Genomic DNA, 18,854 nt, shown 5'->3' on the forward strand with positions numbered 1-18,854 from the left:
GAAGACCTCATCCGCATATCGGTATGTCGATTTCGGGGGCATGGCGTGAAGACGCCGACCCGCCTACTCCTGCGGCCGCTTGAGTCGCGCCACGAACTTGTAGCGGTCCCCCCGGTACACCGACCGCACCCACTCCACCGGCTGGCCCTCGCGGTCCAGGGAGTGCCGGGAGAGCATCAGCATCGGCAGGCCCACGTCCGTACCGAGCAGCCCCGCCTCGCGCGGGGTGGCCAGCGAGGTCTCGATGGTCTCCTCGGCCTCGGCGAGGTGGACGTCGTAGACCTCGGCGAGCGCGGTGTAGAGCGAGGTGTACTTCACGAGGCTGCGGCGCAGCGCCGGGAAGCGCTTGGCCGACAGATGCGTGGTCTCGATGGCCATCGGCTCGCCGTTGGCCATGCGCAGCCGCTCGATGCGCAGCACCCGGCCGCCCGCCGTGATGTCGAGCAGCCCGGCGAGCCGCTCGTCGGCGGTGATGTAGCCGACGTCCAGCAGCTGCGAGGTCGGCTCCAGGCCCTGGGCGCGCATGTCCTCGGTGTAGCTGGTGAGCTGAAGCGCCTGCGAGACCTTCGGCTTGGCGACGAAGGTGCCCTTGCCCTGGATGCGCTCCAGCCGGCCCTCGACGACCAGTTCCTGAAGGGCCTGGCGGACCGTGGTGCGCGAGGTGTCGAACTCGGCGGCCAGGGTGCGCTCGGGCGGGACGGGGGTGCCCGGCGCCTGGGTCTCCGTCATGTCGAGCAGGTGCTTCTTCAGGCGGTAGTACTTGGGCACGCGCGCGGTACGGACGGTGGCGCCACTCTCGTTCTCCGCACTGCTGACGTCGGTGCTCATGCTCTGCCTTCCCGGCTCCGGGTGCCCAAGCGGCCGACATACCCGTCGGCCACGGCTCACATCGTGGCACGGCTCAGCGTGTCGGGCGCCCACCGCACGCTCCGTGATCTCCTCTGTATACCGTTGTGATCCCCCTTGGTCTAGGCCAAAGCCGCGGCCGACGGCCTCATGCGGCCTCCTGCCGACCTCAGATGCCCTGCCAGTCCGGCTTGTTGGCGTAGGTGTGCCGGAAGTAGTCCGCGAGCTTGAGCTTCGACGCCGCGGCCTCGTCGACGACCACCGTGGCGTGGGGGTGCAGCTGTAGCGCCGAGGCCGGGCACACGGCCGCGACCGGCCCCTCGACCGTCGCCGCCACCGCGTCCGCCTTGCCCTCGCCGGTGGCGAGCAGCACCAGGTGGCGGGCCTCCAGGATGGTGCCGATGCCCTGAGTGATGACGTGGTGCGGCACCTGCTCGATGTCGCCGTCGAAGAAGCGGGCGTTGTCGATACGGGTCTGCTCGGTGAGCGTCTTGATGCGCGTGCGCGAGGCGAGCGAGGAGCAGGGCTCGTTGAAGCCGATGTGCCCGTCGGTGCCGATCCCGAGCAGCTGGAGGTCCACGCCCCCGGCCCCGGCGAGCGCCCGGTCGTACGCCTCGCTCGCGCCCTGCACGTCCTCGGCGGTGCCGTCCGGGCCCATGAACGCGTCCATCCCGACCCCGAGCGGTTCCAGCACCTCCCGCCGGAGCACGGACCGGTACGACTCGGGATGCTCGGCGGGCAGGCCCACGTACTCGTCGAGCTGCGCTATCCGCGCCCGCGAGGTGTCCACGGCCCCGGCTCGCACCTTGGCCGCCAGGGCCCGGTAGATGGGCAGCGGGGTCGAGCCGGTGGCCACGCCGAGCAGGGCCTCGGGCTTGCGGCGCAACAGCTGCGCCATGGCCTCGGCGATGAGCTCGCCGCCCGACTCGGCGTCCGGAACGATGACTACTTCCACGCTGGGGCCTGCCGATCTGTGTGGTTACCGGTCAGTGTGGTTTAGACCATTCGAAAGAATGGTACCGCGCACCCCCTGACCACGTCAGCGAGCCCCCCGCGGCGCGAGCCCCCGGGGCGGCGTTCCCGGAAATTGCCATGGCCATCTGGCCCCGTAGCCGACCCGGGCGGGCTAGGCTTCGAAGCGCCAAGTTGCAACAACTCCCCACGCATGGACACATCTGCTGGTCTAGTCCAGAATGCGTAAGGAACACACTTCCGTCTTCCCCGCACAGGAAGGCGGACCGAGGAACCGGTGCTCTCTGCCCTGACTGCCCCGGCTCCTCATCCATCGGCCGACCGGGACCGCACACCCCACGGCCGTTGCTGCTCCGGGCTGCGGTGCCGGGAGGGTTGAGGGTCCCTCCCAGGCGCCGCGGCCCGCGGGTGTTTTTCGGCCAGGTCAGCCCCCGGGTTACGCTCGCAGACGTGCCCTCCATGAACGAACTCGTACGCCAGCACACCGCCCTCGACGACTCCGACCTCGAGTGGCTCCACCTGCTGGTCTCGGAGTGGCAGCTGCTCTCCGACCTCTCCTTCGCGGACCTGGTCCTGTGGGTCCCCACCCGCGACGGCACGCGGTACGTCTCGGTGGCCCAGATGCGCCCCAACACCGGCCCGACCTCCTACCAGGACGACATGGTCGGCCATCTGGTCCCGCGCGGCCGGCGTCCCATGCTGGACGCGGCGCTCGACGAGGGCCGGATCGTGCGCGAGGGCGACCCGGAGTGGCGCGAGGAGGTCCCGGTGCGGGTCGAGTCGATCCCCGTACGACGGGAGGGGCGGGTCCTCGGCGTCATCGCCCGCAACACCAATCTGCTGACCGTGCGCACCCCGAGCCGCCTGGAGCTCACGTACCTCCAGAGCGCCTCCGACCTGGCGCAGATGATCGCGGCCGGCTCCTTCCCGTTCCCCGACCAGCAGGTCGACATGGACGCCTCGCCGCGTGTCGGCGACGGCCTGATCCGGCTGGACGCGGACGGCATCGTCCAGTACGCCTCGCCGAACGCCCTGTCCGCCTACCACCGCCTCGGTCTCGCCGCCGACCTGGTCGGCCAGGAGCTGGGCACGACCACCGCCGAACTGGCCCCGACCCGAGGCCCGGTGGACGAGGCGCTGGCCAAGGTCGCCAGCGGATGGGCGCCGCGCGAGTTCGAGATCGAGTCCGACGACGGTGTGATCCAGTTCCGGGCCATCCCGCTCAAGCCCAAGGGGACGCGCATCGGTTCACTGGTCCTGCTGCGGGACGTCACCGAACTGCGGCGCCGCGAACGCGAATTGATCACCAAGGACGCCACCATCCGGGAGATCCACCACCGGGTGAAGAACAACCTCCAGACGGTGGCCGCGCTGCTCCGCCTCCAGGCCCGGCGCATCGAGTCCGAGCGCGGCCGGGAGGCGCTGGAGGAGGCCGTGCGGCGGGTCGGCTCCATCGCCATCGTGCACGAGACGCTGTCCCAGAACCTGGACGAGCGGGTGGAGTTCGACGAGATCGCCGACCGTGTGCTCGCGATGGTCGCCGAGATCTCGCCGGGGAAGGTGACCGGCCGGCGCACCGGCCGCTTCGGCATACTCGACGCCGAGGTCGCCACCCCGCTGTCCATGGTCCTGACCGAGATCCTCCAGAACGCCCTGGAACACGGCTTCCGCGAGGGCGACACGGGCACCGTCGAGGTCTCCGCCGTCCGCGGCGGCACCACCAAGGAGGTCCGCCTCCTGGTCACCGTCCAGGACGACGGCGTCGGACTCCCCGACGGCTTCGACCCCCACCGCTCGGGCAATCTCGGCCTCCAGATCGTACGGACCCTGGTGGAGGGCGAGTTGGGCGGCACCTTCGACATGGTCCCGGCGCCGGAGCGGGGGACGCGGGTGATCCTCGACATCCCGGTGCAGGCGCAGAAGTAGGCGCGGATGCGCCGTGGGTGCCCCGGACAGCATTGAGCCCCGGACCACAAGTGGTCCGGGGCCTAAGCTCGTTGCTGCTCTATCAAGCGCATCGGGGGTACTGCGCGCTGCGGCTCGGGGGCGGGAGATGCGTACTCGCTGTACGCGCCGCCAAGCTCAGGCTGTCAGCAGGGGTGGGTTGTCAGGCGGAGGCCTGACGAGCCCGGTTGCGGGCGGCGCGGCGCTTCATCGCGCGACGCTCGTCCTCGCTGAGACCACCCCAGACGCCGGAGTCCTGGCCGGACTCGAGCGCCCACTGCAGACACTGCTCCATAACCGGGCAGCGACGGCAGACGGCCTTGGCTTCCTCGATCTGCAGCAGCGCAGGACCGGTGTTGCCGATGGGGAAGAAGAGCTCGGGGTCTTCCTCGCGGCAAACGGCGTTGTGACGCCAGTCCATGGCTGCTACCTCTCCTTGGTATTACATGCAGATTGCTTGTGAATGTGAACGCTTTCACGAATCCCCCAACAAGTGAAGGGCCGACCGCCGAGTCTCCTCGGCGTGGTCCTGTGTTTGAAGAGGGGTTCCGGTGATCAGTGGAGGCCGGTGTTGCGGGCCGTCCCGATCGCCACGTAGAGACTCGCAAACCTCAGCGGCGGATACAACCCCTTCCGGAAAGTTTTTTTTGATTCCTCGGTGTCGACTGGGTCACAGCCGTACTTCCATGGGGTGGATCCTGGCCTAAACGTTCGAGTGAAAGGACTTTAGCCCGTTCCGCTCACACAATCACACGCAGTGCGCGGCGTACGCCTGTGAACGTCACGCTGGTACGCAGTCCCAGGTGGTCGCCGTCCATCTGAAGGGGGAGTGGCACCTTCGAATGCAAGGTGAAGCCGTCCAGGTCGTGCAGGGAGGCGGCGTGCTTGCCGTGGGGGCCGCGCTCGGGGGACGAAGTGAGCAACTGGGTGCCATACCGGGCAACCGCGGCCGTGGACAGGCGGCTGAGACCGAGTACGTCGAGGCCTTTATCGAACGAGGCCTTAGGTGACGTGTACATCGGGCGATTGCCGAGATACGTCCAAGGCGACGTGTTCGAGACTATCGCCACGACAAGATCGGTGACCGGGTCCCCGCCTGGGTGTTCGAGCGTGATCGTGCCGTGCCGGCGGTGCGGCTCGCCGAGGAACTGCCGGACGACCTGACGGACGTACAAGGCGTGCGTCGACTTCTTGCCGCGCTCGCGCTGCTGCTCGACCCGGCCGACCACACCCGCGTCGAAGCCGAGGCCCGCGTTGAACGTGAACCAGCGGGAGGGGACCGCCTCGTCCTCGGTGCCGGGCGTGCCGGAGGTCAGGCCGAGACCGACGACGCGCTCGCGGCCCTCGCGCAGAGCGTCCAGCAGGGCGCCGGTGGCCTCGACGTTGTCGTTGGGCAGGCCCAGGGCGCGGGCGAAGACGTTGGTGGAACCGCCGGGGACCACGGCGAGGCCGGGCAGGCGGTCCGGGTCGGGGCCGCCGTGCAGCAGGCCGTTGACCACCTCGTTGACCGTGCCGTCGCCGCCGAGGGCCACGACGAGGTCGATGTCGTCGCTCTCCGCCGCCTGCCGGCCCAGGTCGCGGGCGTGGCCGCGGTACTCGGTGGTCACCGCTTCGAGCTTCATCTCGCTCGCCAGCGCGTGGATCAGCACGTCACGTCTACGTGCGCTTGTGGTGGTTGCCGCCGGATTGACCACGAGAAGTGCACGCATGGGTTGCAGGTTACCTACTGGGGGGTACCGGGCCCAGACCGAGGTAGGGATCCGGTAAGAGAAGGGGGCGTGAGCCTGGACACCTCGGGCTTCGGGGCGAGGGCTACCCTTCAGAGGTGAGCAGCGAGCAGAGCCCCTCCCCCGAGATCCTCGCCGAGGCCGACGGCCCCCGTCCGCGCCGGCTGACCTACGCGGCGGCGCTGGCCGCGCTGGAGGGGTCCGCCCTGGTGGTCGGAGGTGTGTGGACGCTCGTGCTCGGCCTCACCGGCGACCCGGACGACCGGCAGCAGGCCGTGACCCTGGCCATCACCCTGATCGTGCTCGCCCTGCTGCCACTGCTCGCCGCGCGCGGCCTGCTGCTGCGGCGCGGCTGGAGCCGGGGCCCCGCGGTGATCACGCAGATCATGGCGCTCCCGGTCGCCTACAGCCTCCTCCAGGCCGACAGCGCCGCGATCCCGGCGGGTATCGCCCTCGCCGTGGTCGCGCTGACCGCGCTGGTCCTCCTGCTGAACCCGGCCACGACCAGGGCGCTGGGCATCAAGGGGCCGGGCCGGGCGGAACGGTAGCCCTCCGAGGGGCTGCTTTCCAGCCCCGTCGGCTACTCCTCGACCAGCAGCTTTTCCCGTAGCTGGGCCAGGGTGCGGGCCAGGAGGCGGGAGACGTGCATCTGGGAGATGCCGACCTCCTGGGCGATCTGCGACTGGGTCATGTTGCCGAAGAAGCGCAGGAGAAGGATCCGCTTCTCCCGGGGCGGGAGATCCTCCAGCAGGGGCTTGAGGGACTCGCGGTACTCGACGCCCTCCAGGGCCTCGTCCTCCGCGCCGAGGGTGTCGGCCACCGCCGGGGACTCGTCGTCCGTGTCGGGCACGTCCAGGGAAAGCGTGGAGTAGGCGTTCGCCGACTCCAGGCCCTCCAGGACCTCCTCCTCGGAGATCGCGAGCTTCTCGGCCAGCTCGTGCACCGTGGGGGAGCGCCCGTGCTGCTGGGACAGCTCGGCCGTGGCCGTGGTGAGCGAGAGGCGCAGCTCCTGAAGCCGGCGCGGCACGCGGACCGCCCAGCCCTTGTCACGGAAGTGCCGCTTGATCTCGCCGACGACGGTCGGAGTGGCGTACGTGGAGAACTCCACGCCCCGGTCCGGGTCGAAGCGGTCGACCGACTTGATCAGCCCGATGGTGGCGACCTGGGTGAGGTCGTCCAGCGGCTCACCGCGGTTGCGGAAGCGGCGCGCGAGGTGCTCGACGAGCGGCAGGTGCATGCGGACCAGCTGGTTGCGCAGCTCCGCGTACTCCGGGCTGCCGTTGCTCAGCGCCCGGAGCTCGACGAACATCGCACGCGCCCCACTGCGGTCGTGGGGGTCGTGCTGCGCGCCCTGAAGAGCCGGCACGGCCTGCGCGTCCCGCTCGTCGTCGTCCCGCTCGTGCTCGCTCATCGTCCCGCCCGTCGCCCTTCCCCGAGCCCTCGCCTCCGTCCGGGCCGGGGACACCCCGCTTGGCCGCTCCAGAGGCGCGCTCTGCACGGCATCCTCCCGATCCCGCTGCCCGTCGTCCGGGAAGCCGGCCTCCGCGGAGTGGTCCTCCGGGTGCGGCCTGGCCTGCTCGGGGATCCCGTCGATGCCGTCCCGCATGCGTGGGGAACCGTCCGGAGAACCCGCGCCTCCGACCGGCAGCTCACGTGTGCCGCGCTCTTCGTCCCGCACCGGACCGTCCCCGTTCCTCACGCCGGCCCGGGTCCCGCGCCGCGCTGTTTGTAGAGGCTGATCGACACGGTCTTGTCCTCGTCGACGGCCGAGGAGACCTTGCCCGCCAGGGCCGACAGCACGGTCCAGGCGAAGGTGTCCCGCGAGGGGGCGTGCCCGTCCGTGGTCGGCGCCGAGACCGTGACCTCGAGCGAGTCGTCGACGAGCCGGAAGACACAACTGAGCACGGAGCCGGGCACGGCCTGCTGGAGCAGGATCGCGCAGGCCTCGTCCACGGCGATGCGCAGGTCCTCGATCTCGTCCAGGGTGAAGTCCAAGCGGGCGGCGAGACCGGCCGTCGCCGTACGCAGCACCGACAGGTAGGCACCCGCAGCCGGCAGCCGGACTTCCACGAAGTCCTGGGTCGCGGGCTCGCCTGCGATCTGGGACACCCTCACCTCCATGGTGGTACAAGCTTTAAGGGGCCGAGGGTCGCCCCTCGGGGTAACGCGATACGTGGTTCAGCGGTGACGCTATCGCGCTCCGAACGTTCCTGTCCCCGGGACCCCAACCCCCTGGCGTCACTCACAGTAAAGCTGTGGATACGCTCCGTGTCTAGAGGTCCAGCGGTCCCAATTGGGGAGAGCGCGCGCCGGGTTGACGTACCCAGACGTCAGACGCTCGAACCGTCCGGATCGGCGCCTGCTTACAGGGTCACACGAGTACGTGGTCGACGAAGCACCAGCGCCAGCTTTCTCCCGGTTCGAAGGTCCGCATCACAGGATGACCGGACGTCTCGTGATGTTCCGTGGCATGCCTCCCGGGTGAGGAGTCGCAGCAGCCGACGTGGCCACAGCTCAGACACTTCCGCAGCTGCACCGGGTGCGTACCGTTCGCGAGACACTCCGGGCAGGTCTCGTTCTGCGGTTCGGGCTCCGGGTGCGGCAGCGCGTCGGCGTGCGTGCACTGTTTCATGATTGCCAGATTACGACGGACGTGCGGGTGACCGCGCGGAAAACGAGGGCGGGCGAGGACGATGGACGTGATGCCGCTGCTGCTGCTGGTGGCGGGGAGTGCCGCGATCGCGGGGGCGGCCAGGCGGACGCCGGTCCCGGCGCCACTGCTGCTGGTCGCGGTCGGCCTGCTGGTCTCGTACGTCCCCGGGGTGCCGGACTACACCCTCGACCCCGAGGTGGTGCTGCCCCTGCTGCTGCCCCCGCTGCTGTACACCTCGGCGACCGACAGCTCCTACCTCGACCTGCGGGCCCAGCTGCGGCCGGTGGCGCTGCTGTCGGTGGGATACGTGCTCTTCGCGACCTTCGTCGTCGGCTGGGCCGTCTATCTGATCGTCCCCGGGATGCCGCTGCCCGCCGCGCTCGTGCTGGGCGCCGTGGTGGCCCCGCCCGACGCGGTCGCGGCGACCGCGGTCGCCCGTCGCGTCGGCCTGCCTTCGCGGATCACCACGATCCTCCAGGGCGAGTCCCTGCTGAACGACGCCACCGCGATCACCGGTTACAAGGTCGCCCTCGCCGCGGCCGTCGGCGAGGGCGCCACCTGGCTCGGCGGGATCGGTGAGTTCCTGCTCGCGGCGGTCGGGGGCGTCGGCGTCGGCCTGGTCCTGATGGCTCCCCTCCACTGGCTGCGCACGCACCTGAGGGAACCCCTGCTCCAGAACACGCTCTCCCTGCTCATCCCGTTCGTCGCCTATGGCGTCGCCGAGCAGCTGCACGCCTCCGGAGTCCTCGCGGTCGTGGTCGTCGCCCTCTACCTCGGCCACCGCGCGTGGGAGGTCGACTTCGCCACCCGGCTCCAGGAGGAGGCGGTGTGGAAGATGGTCGCCTTCGTCCTGGAGTCCGCGGTCTTCGCGCTCATCGGACTCCAGCTGCCGGTCGTCCTCAAGGGCCTCGGGAAGTACGAGGGCGCCGAGGCCACCTGGTACGCGGTGGCCGTCTTCCTGGTGGTGGTCGCGGCCCGGTTCGTGTGGGTGTATCCGGCGACCTTCGTGCCGCGCCTCATGTCGGCGCGGATCAGGGAGCGGGAGGTGAACCCCACCTGGCGGGGCGCGATGGTCACCTCGTGGGCGGGGATGCGGGGCGTGGTCTCTCTGGCCATCGCCTTCTCCATCCCGGTCACGGTGCACGGCGGCGGGCCCTTCCCGCAGCGCAACCTGATCCTGTTCCTGACCTTCACCACGGTGATCGGGACACTGGTGGTGCAGGGCCTGACCCTGCCCCCGCTGATCCGCCTGCTGAGGTTCCCCGGCCGGGACGCGCAGGCCGAGACGCTCGCCGAGGCCAACGCCCAGGCGCAGGCCTCACGGGCCGCCGAGCAGCGCCTCGAGGAGCTCCTCTCGGACGAGCGCAACGCGCTGCCCCCGCCGCTCGCCGACCGCCTGCGCACGGTCCTGGAACGCCGCCGCAACGCCGTCTGGGAGCGGCTCGGCGCGGTGAACCCCGTGACCGGGGAGACGGTCGACGACACCTACCGCCGGCTGTCCCGGGACATGATCAGCGCCGAGCGCGAGGTGTTCGTACGGCTGCGCGACCACCGCTACATCGACGACGAGATGCTGCGCACCCTGCTGCGCAGGCTGGACCTGGAGGAGGCGGCGGCGTACCGGGAGGCGGCGTAGGCCCTGGAGGGGCGGGGCGGGGCGGGCCGCCGGTCACGGGAAGGGGCGGCCGGTGACGACGGCGGCGACCGTCGTCCCGCGCGGGAAGGCGCCTTCGCCGGTGAGGGTGACGAGCGCGTGGAGCAACTTGGCGACATACAGCCGCTCCACGGGCAGGCCGTGGCGGTCCTCGAAGTCCGCGGCGAAGGCTTCGAGCTCCGCGGGGACGCGGGCGTAGCCGCCGAAGTGGAAGCGGTCGTCGAGCGACCAGGTGCCCCGGCGGCCGCCGAAGGCGCGCTCCTGGAGGCCGCGTATCTCGGCGTCCAGGAAGCCGCCCTTCAGGACGGGTATGCCCAGGGCACGCTGGCCGGGGGCCAGGCCGGCGGCCGTGCCGGCGAGGGTGCCGCCGGTGCCGCAGGCGAGGGCGACTACATCCACACCATCTGCTCCATCGACTCCACCGACGAAGTCGCCGTGACCGCGCAGTTCCCGGCCTAGGGCCTGGCAGCCGCGGACGGCCTCGGAGTTGCTGCCGCCTTCCGGGACGACGTAGGCGTCCGGTTCGTCGAGGGCGCGCAGGAGGGTGTCCTGGGTGCCGGGTTCGCCCTTGCGGCGATATGTCGACCTGTCGATGAAGTGCAGGCGCATGCCGTCGGCCTCGCACCGGGCCAGGGACGGGTTGCGGGGCCGGTCGGCCAGCTCCTGGCCGCGGACCACGCCGACGGTGGTCAGGCCGAGGAGCCGGCCCGCGGCGGCGGTGGCCCGCAGATGGTTGGAGTACGCGCCGCCGAAGGTCACGATCGTGCGGCCGGCCGCCGCCTCGATGTTCGGGACCAGCTTGCGCCACTTGTTGCCGATCAGGTCCGGGTGGATCAGATCGTCCCGCTTGAGCAGGAGACGCACGCCGTGCCGCGTGAAGCGTTCGTCGGCCACCTCCCGCAGGGGGGAGGGCAGACGGGGGCGGAGGGCGTCGGGGCTGGTCACGGGTTCATTGTCGCCCGGGACGGCCAGGGCGCTACGCCTTCAGGCGTTCCCTGATCCGCTCCCTCATCCAGCCCATCGTGAAGCCTCGCGGGTCCACCTTCCCGGGCTGCCACTCCAGGTGGCCGATGACCGAGCGCTCCGTCCAGCCGTGGTGGCGGCAGACCGCCGCGGCGGCCTTCTCGATGGCCTCCAGCTGGGCCTCGGGCCAGGGATCGTCGCCGTCGCCGAGGTTCTCGCACTCGAAGCCGTAGAAGTGCCGGTTGCCGTCGGTGTCGGCCTCGTTGTCCGGTGGCAGCCCCTTCTCGGCGATCACGGCGCGCAGCACGTCGTCGTCGCCGAGCCCGGCGTGGTTGGCGCGGCCGTAGCCGACGAGGTGGACGGTGCCGTCCTTGGTGATCACGCCGTGGCACAGCGGGCCCGGCAGCTCGGTGTACCCGTCCCGGCAGAGGGCCACCGTCCGCTCGCTGCCCCTGGTCACCGTGTGGTGGATCATCACGCCGTGCACAGGGCCCCACGGCCCCTTGTGATTGCGGTTGTGGTGTTCCCAGTCGCCGACCTCCACGACGGTGAGCCCCTCGGCCCTCAGGGCGTCGAGGAAACCGCTCGCGGACATGGGTGAGGCCATGATCGCCTCCTTCGTGCTGTGCCGGGCGGCAGCCGGTCGCGACCGCCTCGTACGGCTGCTTCTACCGAAACCGGACGTCCCGCCATACATCGTTCGCACGCTGTGCGAGCCGATCAGGACAACCCCCGCAATCCCGGCAGGCGGTGGACGCGGCCACCCTGTTTGCCCGGTAGTCCGATGATCCAATCCCGCTCTTTCGGGTAATGGCGTCGGCACGCTGAGTGATGCGAGCCTGGTGTCAGATCGATGCCCGGCGCAGTTCGGCGCCGCAGCATGACCGGGAGGGCAATTCTCTATGTCGGTAGGCGAAGAGGTCCGCGAGGAACAGAACAAGCCGCAGCAGAGTCTGGACACCGCGGCGGCGCGGAACCTGGCCACGACCACCAAGTCCGCACCCCAGATGCAGGAGATCAGCTCCCGCTGGCTGCTGCGGACGCTGCCATGGGTGAACGTCCAGGGCGGCACGTACCGGGTCAACCGGCGACTGACGTACGCACTCGGCGACGGGCGCATCACCTTCGTGAAGACCGGCGAGCGCGTCGAGGTCATCCCCGGCGAACTGGCCGAACTGCCGGCCCTGCGGTCCTACGACGACCAGGAGGTGCTCTCGGAGCTCGCCCAGCGCTGCCACCGGCGGGACTTCGCCCCGGGGGAGGTGATCGCCTCCTTCGGCAGCCAGACCGACAAGGTCTACCTGCTCGCCCACGGCAGGATCGAGAAGGTCGGCACGGGTCCGTACGGCGACGACGCGGTCCTGGGCGTCCTCGCCGACGGCGCGTACTTCGGCGAGCAGGCACTCCTCGACCCGGACGCCATCTGGGAGTACACCGCGCGCGCGGACACCGCCTGCACGGTGCTCATCCTCTCCCGCGAGGACTTCGACCAGGTCGCCGAGCGCGCCGACTCCCTGCGCGAGCACGTCCGGCAGCAGCGCTCGGTCCCGCATCAGCGCACCAACAAGTACGGCGAGAAGGCGGTCGACCTCGCGGCCGGCCACAGCGGCGAGCCGGACATCCCGCACACCTTCGTCGACTACGAGGCCAGCCCGCGCGAGTACGAGCTGAGCATCGCGCAGACCGTGCTGCGCGTCCACACGCGCGTGGCCGACCTCTACAACCAGCCGATGAACCAGACCGAGCAGCAACTCCGGCTCACCGTCGAGGCGTTGAAGGAGCGCCAGGAACACGAGCTGATCAACAACCGTGAGTTCGGCCTGCTCAGCAACTGCCAGTACGACCAGCGGCTCCAGCCGCACGACGGCGTGCCCAGCCCGGACGACATGGACGAACTGCTCAGCCGCCGGCGCGGCACCAAGCTGTTCCTCGCCCACCCGCGCGCGATCTCCGCGTTCGGCCGCGAGCTGAACAAGCGCGGGCTCGTCCCGGAGACGATCGACATGGGCGGCAACCGCATCCCCACCTGGCGCGGGGTGCCGATCTACCCGTGCAACAAGATCCCGGTCACCGAGGCACGGACGAGCTCCATCATCGCCATGCGACTGGGAGAGGAGGAACAGGGCGTCATCGGGCTGCGCCAGTCGGGAATCCCGGACGAGATCGAGCCCAGCCTGTCCGTGCGCTTCATGGGCATCAATGAACAGGCCATCATCAAATACCTGGTCACGGCCTACTACTCGGCAGCGGTCCTGGTACCGGACGCGCTGGGCGTGCTGGAGAACGTCGAGATCGGCCGGTGGAGGTGACGTTTCCGCACCTCGCCGCCGTGTCCCCGTCGGCCGGGACGGGTAGACCCTCCGGGTACGCGCTCAGCCGGGGCGGAGACGCCGCGGTCCGCGGGCTTCGCGAGGGGGACCCATGGCCGAGTTCATGACGGGGACGAAGCAGCGCCCAGGGGGACCGCCACGGCCCGGCGGAGTGCTGGACCCGCCCGACGGGCACGAGGCCGCGGCGATCCTGGACCGGGCCCGCGCCTCGGTCGACCCCGAACTGCACGCCGCCGTCGAGTCGTTGCCCGGCTCGATGCGGCGGATCGCGCAGTACCACTTCGGGTGGCGGCACGCGGACGGCACCCCGGCGACCGGCAGCGCGGGCAAGGCCATACGCCCCGCGCTCGTCCTCGCGGCGGCCGACGCGCTCGGCGGACCGGGGGCCCGGACGGCGTCCCTGCGCGCGGCCGCGGCGGTGGAACTGGTCCACAACTTCACACTGCTGCACGACGACGTGATGGACCGCGACACCTCCCGCCGGCACCGGCCCACCGCATGGACCGTGTTCGGTGACGCCGACGCGATCCTCGCCGGGGACGCCCTCCAGGCGCTCGCCCTCCGGCTGCTCGCCGGGGATCCGCATCCCGCGTCCGGGAAGGCGGCGGCCCGGCTCGCGGACTGCGTCGTCGAACTGTGCGCCGGCCAGCACGCGGACACGGCCATGGAGAAGCGGGCCCCCGGCGAGGTCACGCTCGACGAGGTGCTCGTGATGGCCGAGGCCAAGACCGGCGCGCTGCTCGGGTGCGCCTGCGCGCTCGGCGCCCTGTACGCGGGGGCGACGGCTCAGGACGTGGCGGCGCTGGACGCCTTCGGCCGCCAGGCGGGGCTCGCCTTCCAGCTGATCGACGACGTCATCGGCATATGGGGCGACCCCGAGCGCACCGGCAAGCCGGCCGGAGCCGACCTCGCCGCCCGCAAGAAGTCGCTGCCCGTCGTCGCGGCGCTCACCTCGGGCACCCCGCCCGCCGCCGAACTCGCCGAGCTGTACGGGAAGCCGTACGAGGAGGGGGACCGCGAAGGGATCGCCCGCACGGCCCAGGCCGTGGAACGGGCCGGTGGCCGGGACTGGGCGCAGGCCCAGGCGGCCGACCGGATGGCCCTGGCGATGCAGGAGCTGGCCAGGGCGGTCCCGGATCCGGAGGCGGCGGGCGGTCTGCTGGCGCTGGCGGAGTTCGTGACCCGGCGCAGCACCTGAGAAGAGACCCCGGAGCCTCCGGGGCCGTGCGGCTCCTGACCCCGCACGGCCACCGGGGGCTCCGGCCAGGCGGGTCCCGCACATCCCCACGGTGTGCGGGCCCCGCCCTTCGTCTCCTACGCTGAGGAGCATGGGCAGCGAGGGGCAGGTCTGTCCGGCCTGCGGACAGCCCGTCGAGACGGTGATCCGGCGGTACAAGACGCTGGGCGCCTGGGTCCCGAAGTGGGTGCCCGGGCCCTGCCGCAACCCCGACTGCCCGGCGAATGCCGCAGCCGCGCCCGAGGAGCGGCCCGGGCCCCAGGCGCCCCCCGAAAACGATCCGGCGCGGCAGGAACCCGGCCCGTAGCGTGGTCGCATGACGAAACTGCCGTACATCGTGCACATCACCGAACGCTCCCTGTGGGACGCTGCACGCGAGCGCGGCACCTACGAGGTGTCGACCCGCGGCCGCACCCTCCAGGAGGAGGGCTTCATCCACTTCTCCACCCGCGACCAGCTCCCGCGCATCGCCGCCTTCCTGTACGGCTCCTACGAAGGCCCCGACGACCTGGTGGTCCTGGTCGTCGACCCCGGCCGGCTCGGCGTGCCGGTGAAGTACGAGGCCATGGAACCGGGCGGCGAGGAGTTCCCCCACGTGTACGGGCCCGTGCCGGTCGAGGCCGTGGTCGAGGTGGAGCCCTGGGGGTGACGGGCCCTGACCGGGCGCCCTACCCGGGCGGCAGCGCGCCCGTCCGCGGGTCCCGGCCGGTCAGGCAGTAGATCCCGCCCGCCGGATCGCGCATCACCGTCCAGCGGGGGCCGTCGGCGACGAAGGAGGCGCCCAGGCGCTCATGGTGTGCGCGGCTCGCCGGGATGTCCGCGCAGGCCAAGTCGAGGTGCCCGGAGGCGGGCCCTTCCTCGCCGAGCCGCTGCAACAGGACACGGACCGGCAGGCCGGGCGGCGGCCCGAGCACCCGGAACTCCGACCGTGAGCCCGCCCACAGGTCCCAGCCGGTCAGTTCCGCCCAGAAGACGGTCTCGGCGTCGTACGCGGACGGCGGCACGTCCAGGCACACCTGGTCCAGCCTGCTGCCCGCGACCTCCGGCGGCCGCGCCGACTCCCCGTGCCACGGCACCGCGCAGAACGACTGCCCGGCGGGTGAGCGCAGTACGGACCACCCGTCGTGCTCCGCGACCACGCCCGCGCCGAGCTTCCGGGCCGACTCCACCAGCGCCGGCACGTCCTCGGCGCAGAGGTCCAGATGCGCGCCGCCGTCGCCCGTGCCGACGCCCTGGAGCTTCACGCAGGGGTCGGCGCCGTCTTCGGGCAGGAGGGTCACGAACTCGCCCCGCTCGCCCCGGGGTTCGGACAGGCGGGTTCCGGTGACGGCCGTCCAGAACTCCCGGGCGCGGTCCAGGCGCCCGGCAGGCCGGTCGACGAAGGCGTACGTCCAGCGGATGTTCACGCGTCCGTCCGCTCGATGAACCGCAGCATGTTCCCGGCCGGATCGCGGAACGCGCAGTCACGCATGCCGTACGGCTGGTCCGTCGGCTCCTGGAGCACCTCGCCCCCGGCCTCCTCGACCCGCGCGTACAGGGCGTCGCAGTCACGGGTGGTGAAGATGACCCCGCGCAGCATGCCCTTGGCGAGCAGTTCGGCCATCGCCTGCCGGTCTGCGGGCGAGGCGTCCGGGTTCATGCCGGGCGGCTCCAGCACGATCTCCACGTCCGGCTGGAGCGGCGAGCCGACGGTCACCCACCGCATCCCCTCGAAGCCGACGTCGTTGCGGACCTCCATGCCCAGGATGTCGACGTAGAAGTGGAGTGCCTTGTCGTGGTCGTCGACGGCGATGAAGCACTGCTTGAGTTTCAGGTCCATGTGCTCACGCTAGTTCGGGGCGGCGGGCCGCGCTGCCTCAGCTCATGGCCCAGATGTACGGGTCGTGTTCGGCGGGGTCGGGGGCGGGTGCGGGGGAGGGGCGGGGGGTGGCGGTCCGGATGCCGGAGTAGGCGGCGAGGGCCGCGCGGACGTGCCGCCCCTTGACGGGCGGGGGCGTGTCCGCGGGCGGCTCCGAGCGTGCGGTCTGCATCCGCACGAGCGCCGCTGCCTCGTCGAGCAGGCCGATCGCGGAACCGGGCAGGGACTGGTCGGGGACGTGCTCCCGCGCGAGGGCGGCGGCGGCCTCCAGGGCGTCGGCGAAGAACACGACGTCGTGGTGGTTCGCCAGGCGGTTGCCGACGGTGTGGAGGATGGTCCGCACGTCGTCGTCGGACGGCTCCTCGACGGGCACCGGCTGGACGAGCCGGTCGAGGCCGGGATCGGGTGCCCGACGCTCGTACTGCGCCCGCCCGCAGTCGCCGAAGACGAAGACGTCGGGGGTGCCGAGCAGGTGGCGGAACAGGTTCAGGGGTGTGGTGACGCCGTCGGGCAGGTGCAGGGGGGTGAGGGCGCCGTCGAGGTAGAGCACGATGTGCGGGCTGTTCCTGAACTCGTCGAGCAGGTCGGCGACGAGGGCGCCGCCCCGGGCCCGGTGCTGCGGGTCGGCGAGGGTGGTGCCGAGGTCCAGCGCGCGGACGGTGTGGTCCCGCAGCACCGCCGGCAGGCGTCCCTCCGCGATCGCCGTGGCGACACCGAGGGCCACGGCTTTCTTGCCGACGCCGGGCTCCCCGACGAGCAGGGGGACGTTGCGGTGGTGGCGGGTGAGTACCTGGATCACCCGGTCGATCTCGGGGACGCGGCCGACGACGGGGCGCGGGACGAGCACGCGGGTGACCGCTTCCAGGAGGCCGGCGGACTCGGCGGCCTCGGCAGGACCGAGGCGCGCACCCCCGATGACCGACTGCCGTACGCGGCCCAGGTCCACCCCGTTCGCCCGCAGGACGTCCACCGCGGTGCCGCCGTCCACGGCGGTCAGGGCGAGAAGGATGTGCACCGGTGCCACGTCGGCGGCGCCGAGCAGATCGGCCTCCAGGGGAGCTTGCTCCAGTACGGCCTTGGCCCGGGCGCTGTAAGGGAGCGCCTGCGGCGACTTGCTGCGGCCCAGGCCACGCGCCCCCAGCACCGAGCCGCGGATCTGCGTCGACGAGACACCGAGCAGTGCCTCGAGGTCTTGGCCGGTCCCGGGCTGATCGGCCTCGTCGGCCAGGCCGAGAAGCAGGTGTTCCGTGCCGATGTGCCCGTGCCTGAGGTTCCGGGCGTGGTGCTCCGCGTACCGCACGACGAACAGCGCCCCCTGGCTGAACCGCGTGTCCCCTCTGAACCGCTCGGGCATCAGTCCGCCCCCTCCCCTTCCGCCCCCGCCAGATCCCCCCGAGCCCTCCGTGTATGCGGATGCTCAGCCCCCAGCACCCGCTCCCGCTCCGCCACCAGCTGCCGCAGCAGCGCCACCGCCTCGTCCCGGGCGCCGGTCAGGGCGAGGTTGCGGGCCAGGATGTGCCGGGTGCGCAGGGTGTGCGGGTGTTCGGCGCCCAGGACGCGGCCCCGGTCGGCCAGCAGCACCCGCAGCATGCCGATGGCCTCCTCGCGGTGACCCGCCTCACCGAGGTTGACGGCGAGGAACTGCCGGGTGCGCAGGGTGTCCTCGTGGTCGGGGCCGAGGAGCCGGATCTGGTCGGCGAGCAGTTGCCGGAGCAGTCCGGCGGCCTCCACCGGGGTGCCGGCGCCGCCCAGACTGTGCGCGTAGGACTGGCGGGTGCGCAGGGTGTCGGGGTCCTCGGCACCGAGGACCCTGGTCTGTTCGTCGAGGATCTTCTGAAGCTGACCGGCCGCGCCCTTCCAGTCCCCGGCCTTGCCCTGCTCCACCGCGGAGACCTGCCGTCTGCGCAGGTCGGGACCGGCGGTCGCGGCGAAGGCACGGTTGATGCCCAGGGCGATCCGGTGCGCGCTCCCGGCGCCGCGGTTGAGCGGGGTGGGCAGGCCCTCGGCCTCCATGATCGCCCGCAGCCGCTGGTAGAGGTCGTCGACGGTGAGCAGTTCGGGCCCGCCGACCACACCCTCGCGCAGCAGCCGCATGAACCGGCCGGAGAACGCGGTGTGGTCCTCCTCCGGCAGCGCGAGGGCGACCTGGTCGCGCTGCGCCGAGGTCAGCACATAGGTGCCGGCCACCTCCAGCTGCCCGATCCGCTCGGCCTCCCCGCCGGAGAGGGAGTCGGTGACGGCCCGGCCGGAGAAGCAGCAGTCGAGGACGACCACCTTGGTCTCGGCGGGGCTGTCGAGCACGGCGTCGCGCAGCTTGTCGTACTCCAGGGAGTTGAACTCCGGCGCCGCCCACTCGCTGTCGGGCAGCGCCAGGTACAGCTCGTGGCGTCGGCCGCTGACCAGCCCGTGCCCCGCGTAGTACACGAGGAGCAGGTCCTCCGCCTCGGCCACGGCGGCCCGCAGCCGCCCGCCGACGGTCCTGAGGTCGCCCTCGTCGAGCAGCATCGTGCAGTGGCTGTCGGGGACCAGTCCGTAGTACTGGTCGGTGAAGAGGACCGCCAGGTCGGTGATGGTGCGGTGCACGGCCGGGAGGTCGGGCAGGGCCGGGTCGGAGTAGTGGCCGGCGCCGATCAGCACGACCCGGGAGCGGTGGGGGTCGGGGAGGCGCAC

General features: G+C 71.5%; 20 protein-coding genes. 7 read left to right on the forward strand and 13 right to left on the reverse strand.

Going from position 1 to position 18,854, the window contains the following annotated elements; translation table 11 throughout:
- Positions 1 to 63: 63 nt before the first annotated feature.
- Complete coding sequence (locus tag ABZ915_RS30330; protein WP_361809838.1) at positions 64 to 828, reverse strand: GntR family transcriptional regulator; 765 nt, start codon at positions 826 to 828, stop codon at positions 64 to 66.
- A gap of 187 nt (positions 829 to 1,015) precedes the next feature.
- Positions 1,016 to 1,801: a glucosamine-6-phosphate deaminase gene (gene nagB, locus ABZ915_RS30335; protein ID WP_361809840.1), complete on the reverse strand. Its 786-nt coding sequence runs from the start codon at positions 1,799 to 1,801 to the stop codon at positions 1,016 to 1,018.
- A gap of 476 nt (positions 1,802 to 2,277) precedes the next feature.
- On the opposite strand from nagB, the gene ABZ915_RS30340 reads away from it, so the two are divergent.
- Positions 2,278 to 3,744 carry a PAS domain-containing sensor histidine kinase gene (locus ABZ915_RS30340; protein ID WP_361810175.1) on the forward strand — a complete coding sequence of 489 codons (1,467 nt, stop codon included), beginning with the start codon at positions 2,278 to 2,280 and terminating at the stop codon, positions 3,742 to 3,744.
- A 181-nt stretch (positions 3,745 to 3,925) separates the two neighbouring features.
- Here ABZ915_RS30340 and ABZ915_RS30345 read toward each other — a convergent pair whose 3' ends face one another.
- Together ABZ915_RS30345 and ABZ915_RS30350 are read right to left on the reverse strand one after the other, a co-directional pair.
- Positions 3,926 to 4,183, reverse strand: a complete 258-nt coding sequence (locus ABZ915_RS30345) for a WhiB family transcriptional regulator (RefSeq protein WP_016639615.1) — start codon at positions 4,181 to 4,183, stop codon at positions 3,926 to 3,928.
- 319 nt (positions 4,184 to 4,502) lie between these two features.
- Positions 4,503 to 5,471 carry a diacylglycerol kinase family protein gene (locus tag ABZ915_RS30350; RefSeq protein ID WP_361809842.1) on the reverse strand — a complete coding sequence of 323 codons (969 nt, stop codon included), beginning with the start codon at positions 5,469 to 5,471 and terminating at the stop codon, positions 4,503 to 4,505.
- 116 nt (positions 5,472 to 5,587) lie between these two features.
- Here ABZ915_RS30350 and ABZ915_RS30355 point away from each other — a divergent pair, with 116 nt between their 5' ends.
- On the forward strand, positions 5,588 to 6,037 hold the full coding sequence (locus tag ABZ915_RS30355) for a hypothetical protein (protein WP_361809844.1): 450 nt from the start codon (positions 5,588 to 5,590) through the stop codon (positions 6,035 to 6,037).
- A gap of 32 nt (positions 6,038 to 6,069) precedes the next feature.
- Here the strand turns inward: ABZ915_RS30355 and ABZ915_RS30360 are convergent, their stop codons facing one another.
- From ABZ915_RS30360 to ABZ915_RS30370, 3 genes are all read right to left on the reverse strand, one after another.
- The gene (locus tag ABZ915_RS30360; protein ID WP_361809846.1) at positions 6,070 to 7,188 is read right to left on the reverse strand and encodes an RNA polymerase sigma factor SigF; all 1,119 of its coding nucleotides are present in this window, start codon (positions 7,186 to 7,188) and stop codon (positions 6,070 to 6,072) included.
- Positions 7,185 to 7,598 carry an anti-sigma regulatory factor gene (locus tag ABZ915_RS30365; RefSeq protein WP_004925829.1) on the reverse strand — a complete coding sequence of 138 codons (414 nt, stop codon included), beginning with the start codon at positions 7,596 to 7,598 and terminating at the stop codon, positions 7,185 to 7,187. Before ABZ915_RS30365 ends, ABZ915_RS30360 begins: the two co-directional genes overlap by 4 nt.
- Before the next feature lie 262 nt (positions 7,599 to 7,860).
- The gene (locus tag ABZ915_RS30370) at positions 7,861 to 8,121 is read right to left on the reverse strand and encodes a UBP-type zinc finger domain-containing protein (RefSeq protein ID WP_361809848.1); all 261 of its coding nucleotides are present in this window, start codon (positions 8,119 to 8,121) and stop codon (positions 7,861 to 7,863) included.
- A gap of 61 nt (positions 8,122 to 8,182) precedes the next feature.
- Between ABZ915_RS30370 and ABZ915_RS30375 the strand changes: the two genes are divergently transcribed.
- Positions 8,183 to 9,778 carry a Na+/H+ antiporter gene (locus ABZ915_RS30375; protein ID WP_361809850.1) on the forward strand — a complete coding sequence of 532 codons (1,596 nt, stop codon included), beginning with the start codon at positions 8,183 to 8,185 and terminating at the stop codon, positions 9,776 to 9,778.
- Positions 9,779 to 9,811: 33 nt separating this feature from the next.
- On the opposite strand, the gene ABZ915_RS30380 is transcribed toward ABZ915_RS30375, so the two are convergent.
- Together ABZ915_RS30380 and ABZ915_RS30385 are read right to left on the reverse strand one after the other, a co-directional pair.
- Positions 9,812 to 10,741 (reverse strand): pyridoxal-phosphate dependent enzyme, encoded by a 930-nt coding sequence (locus tag ABZ915_RS30380; RefSeq protein WP_361809852.1) that lies wholly within the window; start codon positions 10,739 to 10,741, stop codon positions 9,812 to 9,814.
- A gap of 31 nt (positions 10,742 to 10,772) precedes the next feature.
- On the reverse strand, positions 10,773 to 11,366 hold the full coding sequence (locus ABZ915_RS30385) for an N-acetylmuramoyl-L-alanine amidase (protein WP_361809854.1): 594 nt from the start codon (positions 11,364 to 11,366) through the stop codon (positions 10,773 to 10,775).
- Between the two features lie 295 nt (positions 11,367 to 11,661).
- Between ABZ915_RS30385 and ABZ915_RS30390 the strand changes: the two genes are divergently transcribed.
- The 4 genes from ABZ915_RS30390 (at position 11,662) to ABZ915_RS30405 (ending at position 14,975) form a co-directional block, all read left to right on the forward strand.
- Positions 11,662 to 13,068 carry a family 2B encapsulin nanocompartment shell protein gene (locus tag ABZ915_RS30390; protein ID WP_361809856.1) on the forward strand — a complete coding sequence of 469 codons (1,407 nt, stop codon included), beginning with the start codon at positions 11,662 to 11,664 and terminating at the stop codon, positions 13,066 to 13,068.
- Positions 13,069 to 13,180: 112 nt separating this feature from the next.
- The gene (locus ABZ915_RS30395) at positions 13,181 to 14,287 is read left to right on the forward strand and encodes a family 2 encapsulin nanocompartment cargo protein polyprenyl transferase (protein WP_361809858.1); all 1,107 of its coding nucleotides are present in this window, start codon (positions 13,181 to 13,183) and stop codon (positions 14,285 to 14,287) included.
- 130 nt (positions 14,288 to 14,417) lie between these two features.
- Positions 14,418 to 14,633, forward strand: a complete 216-nt coding sequence (locus ABZ915_RS30400) for a hypothetical protein (RefSeq protein WP_361809859.1) — start codon at positions 14,418 to 14,420, stop codon at positions 14,631 to 14,633.
- A gap of 9 nt (positions 14,634 to 14,642) precedes the next feature.
- A complete protein-coding gene (locus ABZ915_RS30405) occupies positions 14,643 to 14,975 on the forward strand; it encodes a DUF952 domain-containing protein (RefSeq protein WP_361809861.1) in 333 nt (110 codons plus the stop codon).
- A 19-nt stretch (positions 14,976 to 14,994) separates the two neighbouring features.
- Here ABZ915_RS30405 and ABZ915_RS30410 read toward each other — a convergent pair whose 3' ends face one another.
- From ABZ915_RS30410 to ABZ915_RS30425, 4 genes are read right to left on the reverse strand one after another with little or no spacing between them, the layout of a single operon-like run.
- Positions 14,995 to 15,732: a VOC family protein gene (locus tag ABZ915_RS30410; protein ID WP_361809863.1), complete on the reverse strand. Its 738-nt coding sequence runs from the start codon at positions 15,730 to 15,732 to the stop codon at positions 14,995 to 14,997.
- Positions 15,729 to 16,145, reverse strand: coding sequence for a VOC family protein (locus ABZ915_RS30415; RefSeq protein ID WP_361809865.1), 417 nt, complete (start codon positions 16,143 to 16,145; stop codon positions 15,729 to 15,731). Before ABZ915_RS30415 ends, ABZ915_RS30410 begins: the two co-directional genes overlap by 4 nt.
- A gap of 37 nt (positions 16,146 to 16,182) precedes the next feature.
- A complete protein-coding gene (locus ABZ915_RS30420) occupies positions 16,183 to 17,538 on the reverse strand; it encodes a Clp protease N-terminal domain-containing protein (protein WP_361809867.1) in 1,356 nt (451 codons plus the stop codon).
- Complete coding sequence (locus ABZ915_RS30425) at positions 17,538 to 18,854, reverse strand: tetratricopeptide repeat protein (RefSeq protein ID WP_361809869.1); 1,317 nt, start codon at positions 18,852 to 18,854, stop codon at positions 17,538 to 17,540. The genes ABZ915_RS30420 and ABZ915_RS30425 overlap by 1 nt, the downstream gene beginning before the upstream one ends.

The sequence above is a fragment of the Streptomyces sp. NPDC046915 genome (assembly GCF_040644935.1).
Taxonomy (GTDB): domain Bacteria; phylum Actinomycetota; class Actinomycetes; order Streptomycetales; family Streptomycetaceae; genus Streptomyces.

Bases quoted from the DNA above. Each gene is read 5' to 3' on its own strand.
- ABZ915_RS30350 (WP_361809842.1), bottom strand. From the start codon at position 5,471: ATGCGTGCACTTCTCGTGGTCAATCCGGCGGCAACCACCACAAGCGCA.
- ABZ915_RS30395 (WP_361809858.1), top strand. From the start codon at position 13,181: ATGGCCGAGTTCATGACGGGGACGAAGCAGCGCCCAGGGGGACCGCCA.
- ABZ915_RS30375 (WP_361809850.1), top strand. From the start codon at position 8,183: ATGGACGTGATGCCGCTGCTGCTGCTGGTGGCGGGGAGTGCCGCGATC.
- ABZ915_RS30415 (WP_361809865.1), bottom strand. From the start codon at position 16,145: ATGGACCTGAAACTCAAGCAGTGCTTCATCGCCGTCGACGACCACGAC.
- ABZ915_RS30390 (WP_361809856.1), top strand. From the start codon at position 11,662: ATGTCGGTAGGCGAAGAGGTCCGCGAGGAACAGAACAAGCCGCAGCAG.
- ABZ915_RS30330 (WP_361809838.1), bottom strand. From the start codon at position 828: ATGAGCACCGACGTCAGCAGTGCGGAGAACGAGAGTGGCGCCACCGTC.
- ABZ915_RS30420 (WP_361809867.1), bottom strand. From the start codon at position 17,538: ATGCCCGAGCGGTTCAGAGGGGACACGCGGTTCAGCCAGGGGGCGCTG.
- ABZ915_RS30400 (WP_361809859.1), top strand. From the start codon at position 14,418: ATGGGCAGCGAGGGGCAGGTCTGTCCGGCCTGCGGACAGCCCGTCGAG.
- ABZ915_RS30345 (WP_016639615.1), bottom strand. From the start codon at position 4,183: ATGGACTGGCGTCACAACGCCGTTTGCCGCGAGGAAGACCCCGAGCTC.
- ABZ915_RS30405 (WP_361809861.1), top strand. From the start codon at position 14,643: ATGACGAAACTGCCGTACATCGTGCACATCACCGAACGCTCCCTGTGG.
- ABZ915_RS30340 (WP_361810175.1), top strand. From the start codon at position 2,278: ATGAACGAACTCGTACGCCAGCACACCGCCCTCGACGACTCCGACCTC.
- ABZ915_RS30385 (WP_361809854.1), bottom strand. From the start codon at position 11,366: ATGGCCTCACCCATGTCCGCGAGCGGTTTCCTCGACGCCCTGAGGGCC.
- ABZ915_RS30370 (WP_361809848.1), bottom strand. From the start codon at position 8,121: ATGAAACAGTGCACGCACGCCGACGCGCTGCCGCACCCGGAGCCCGAA.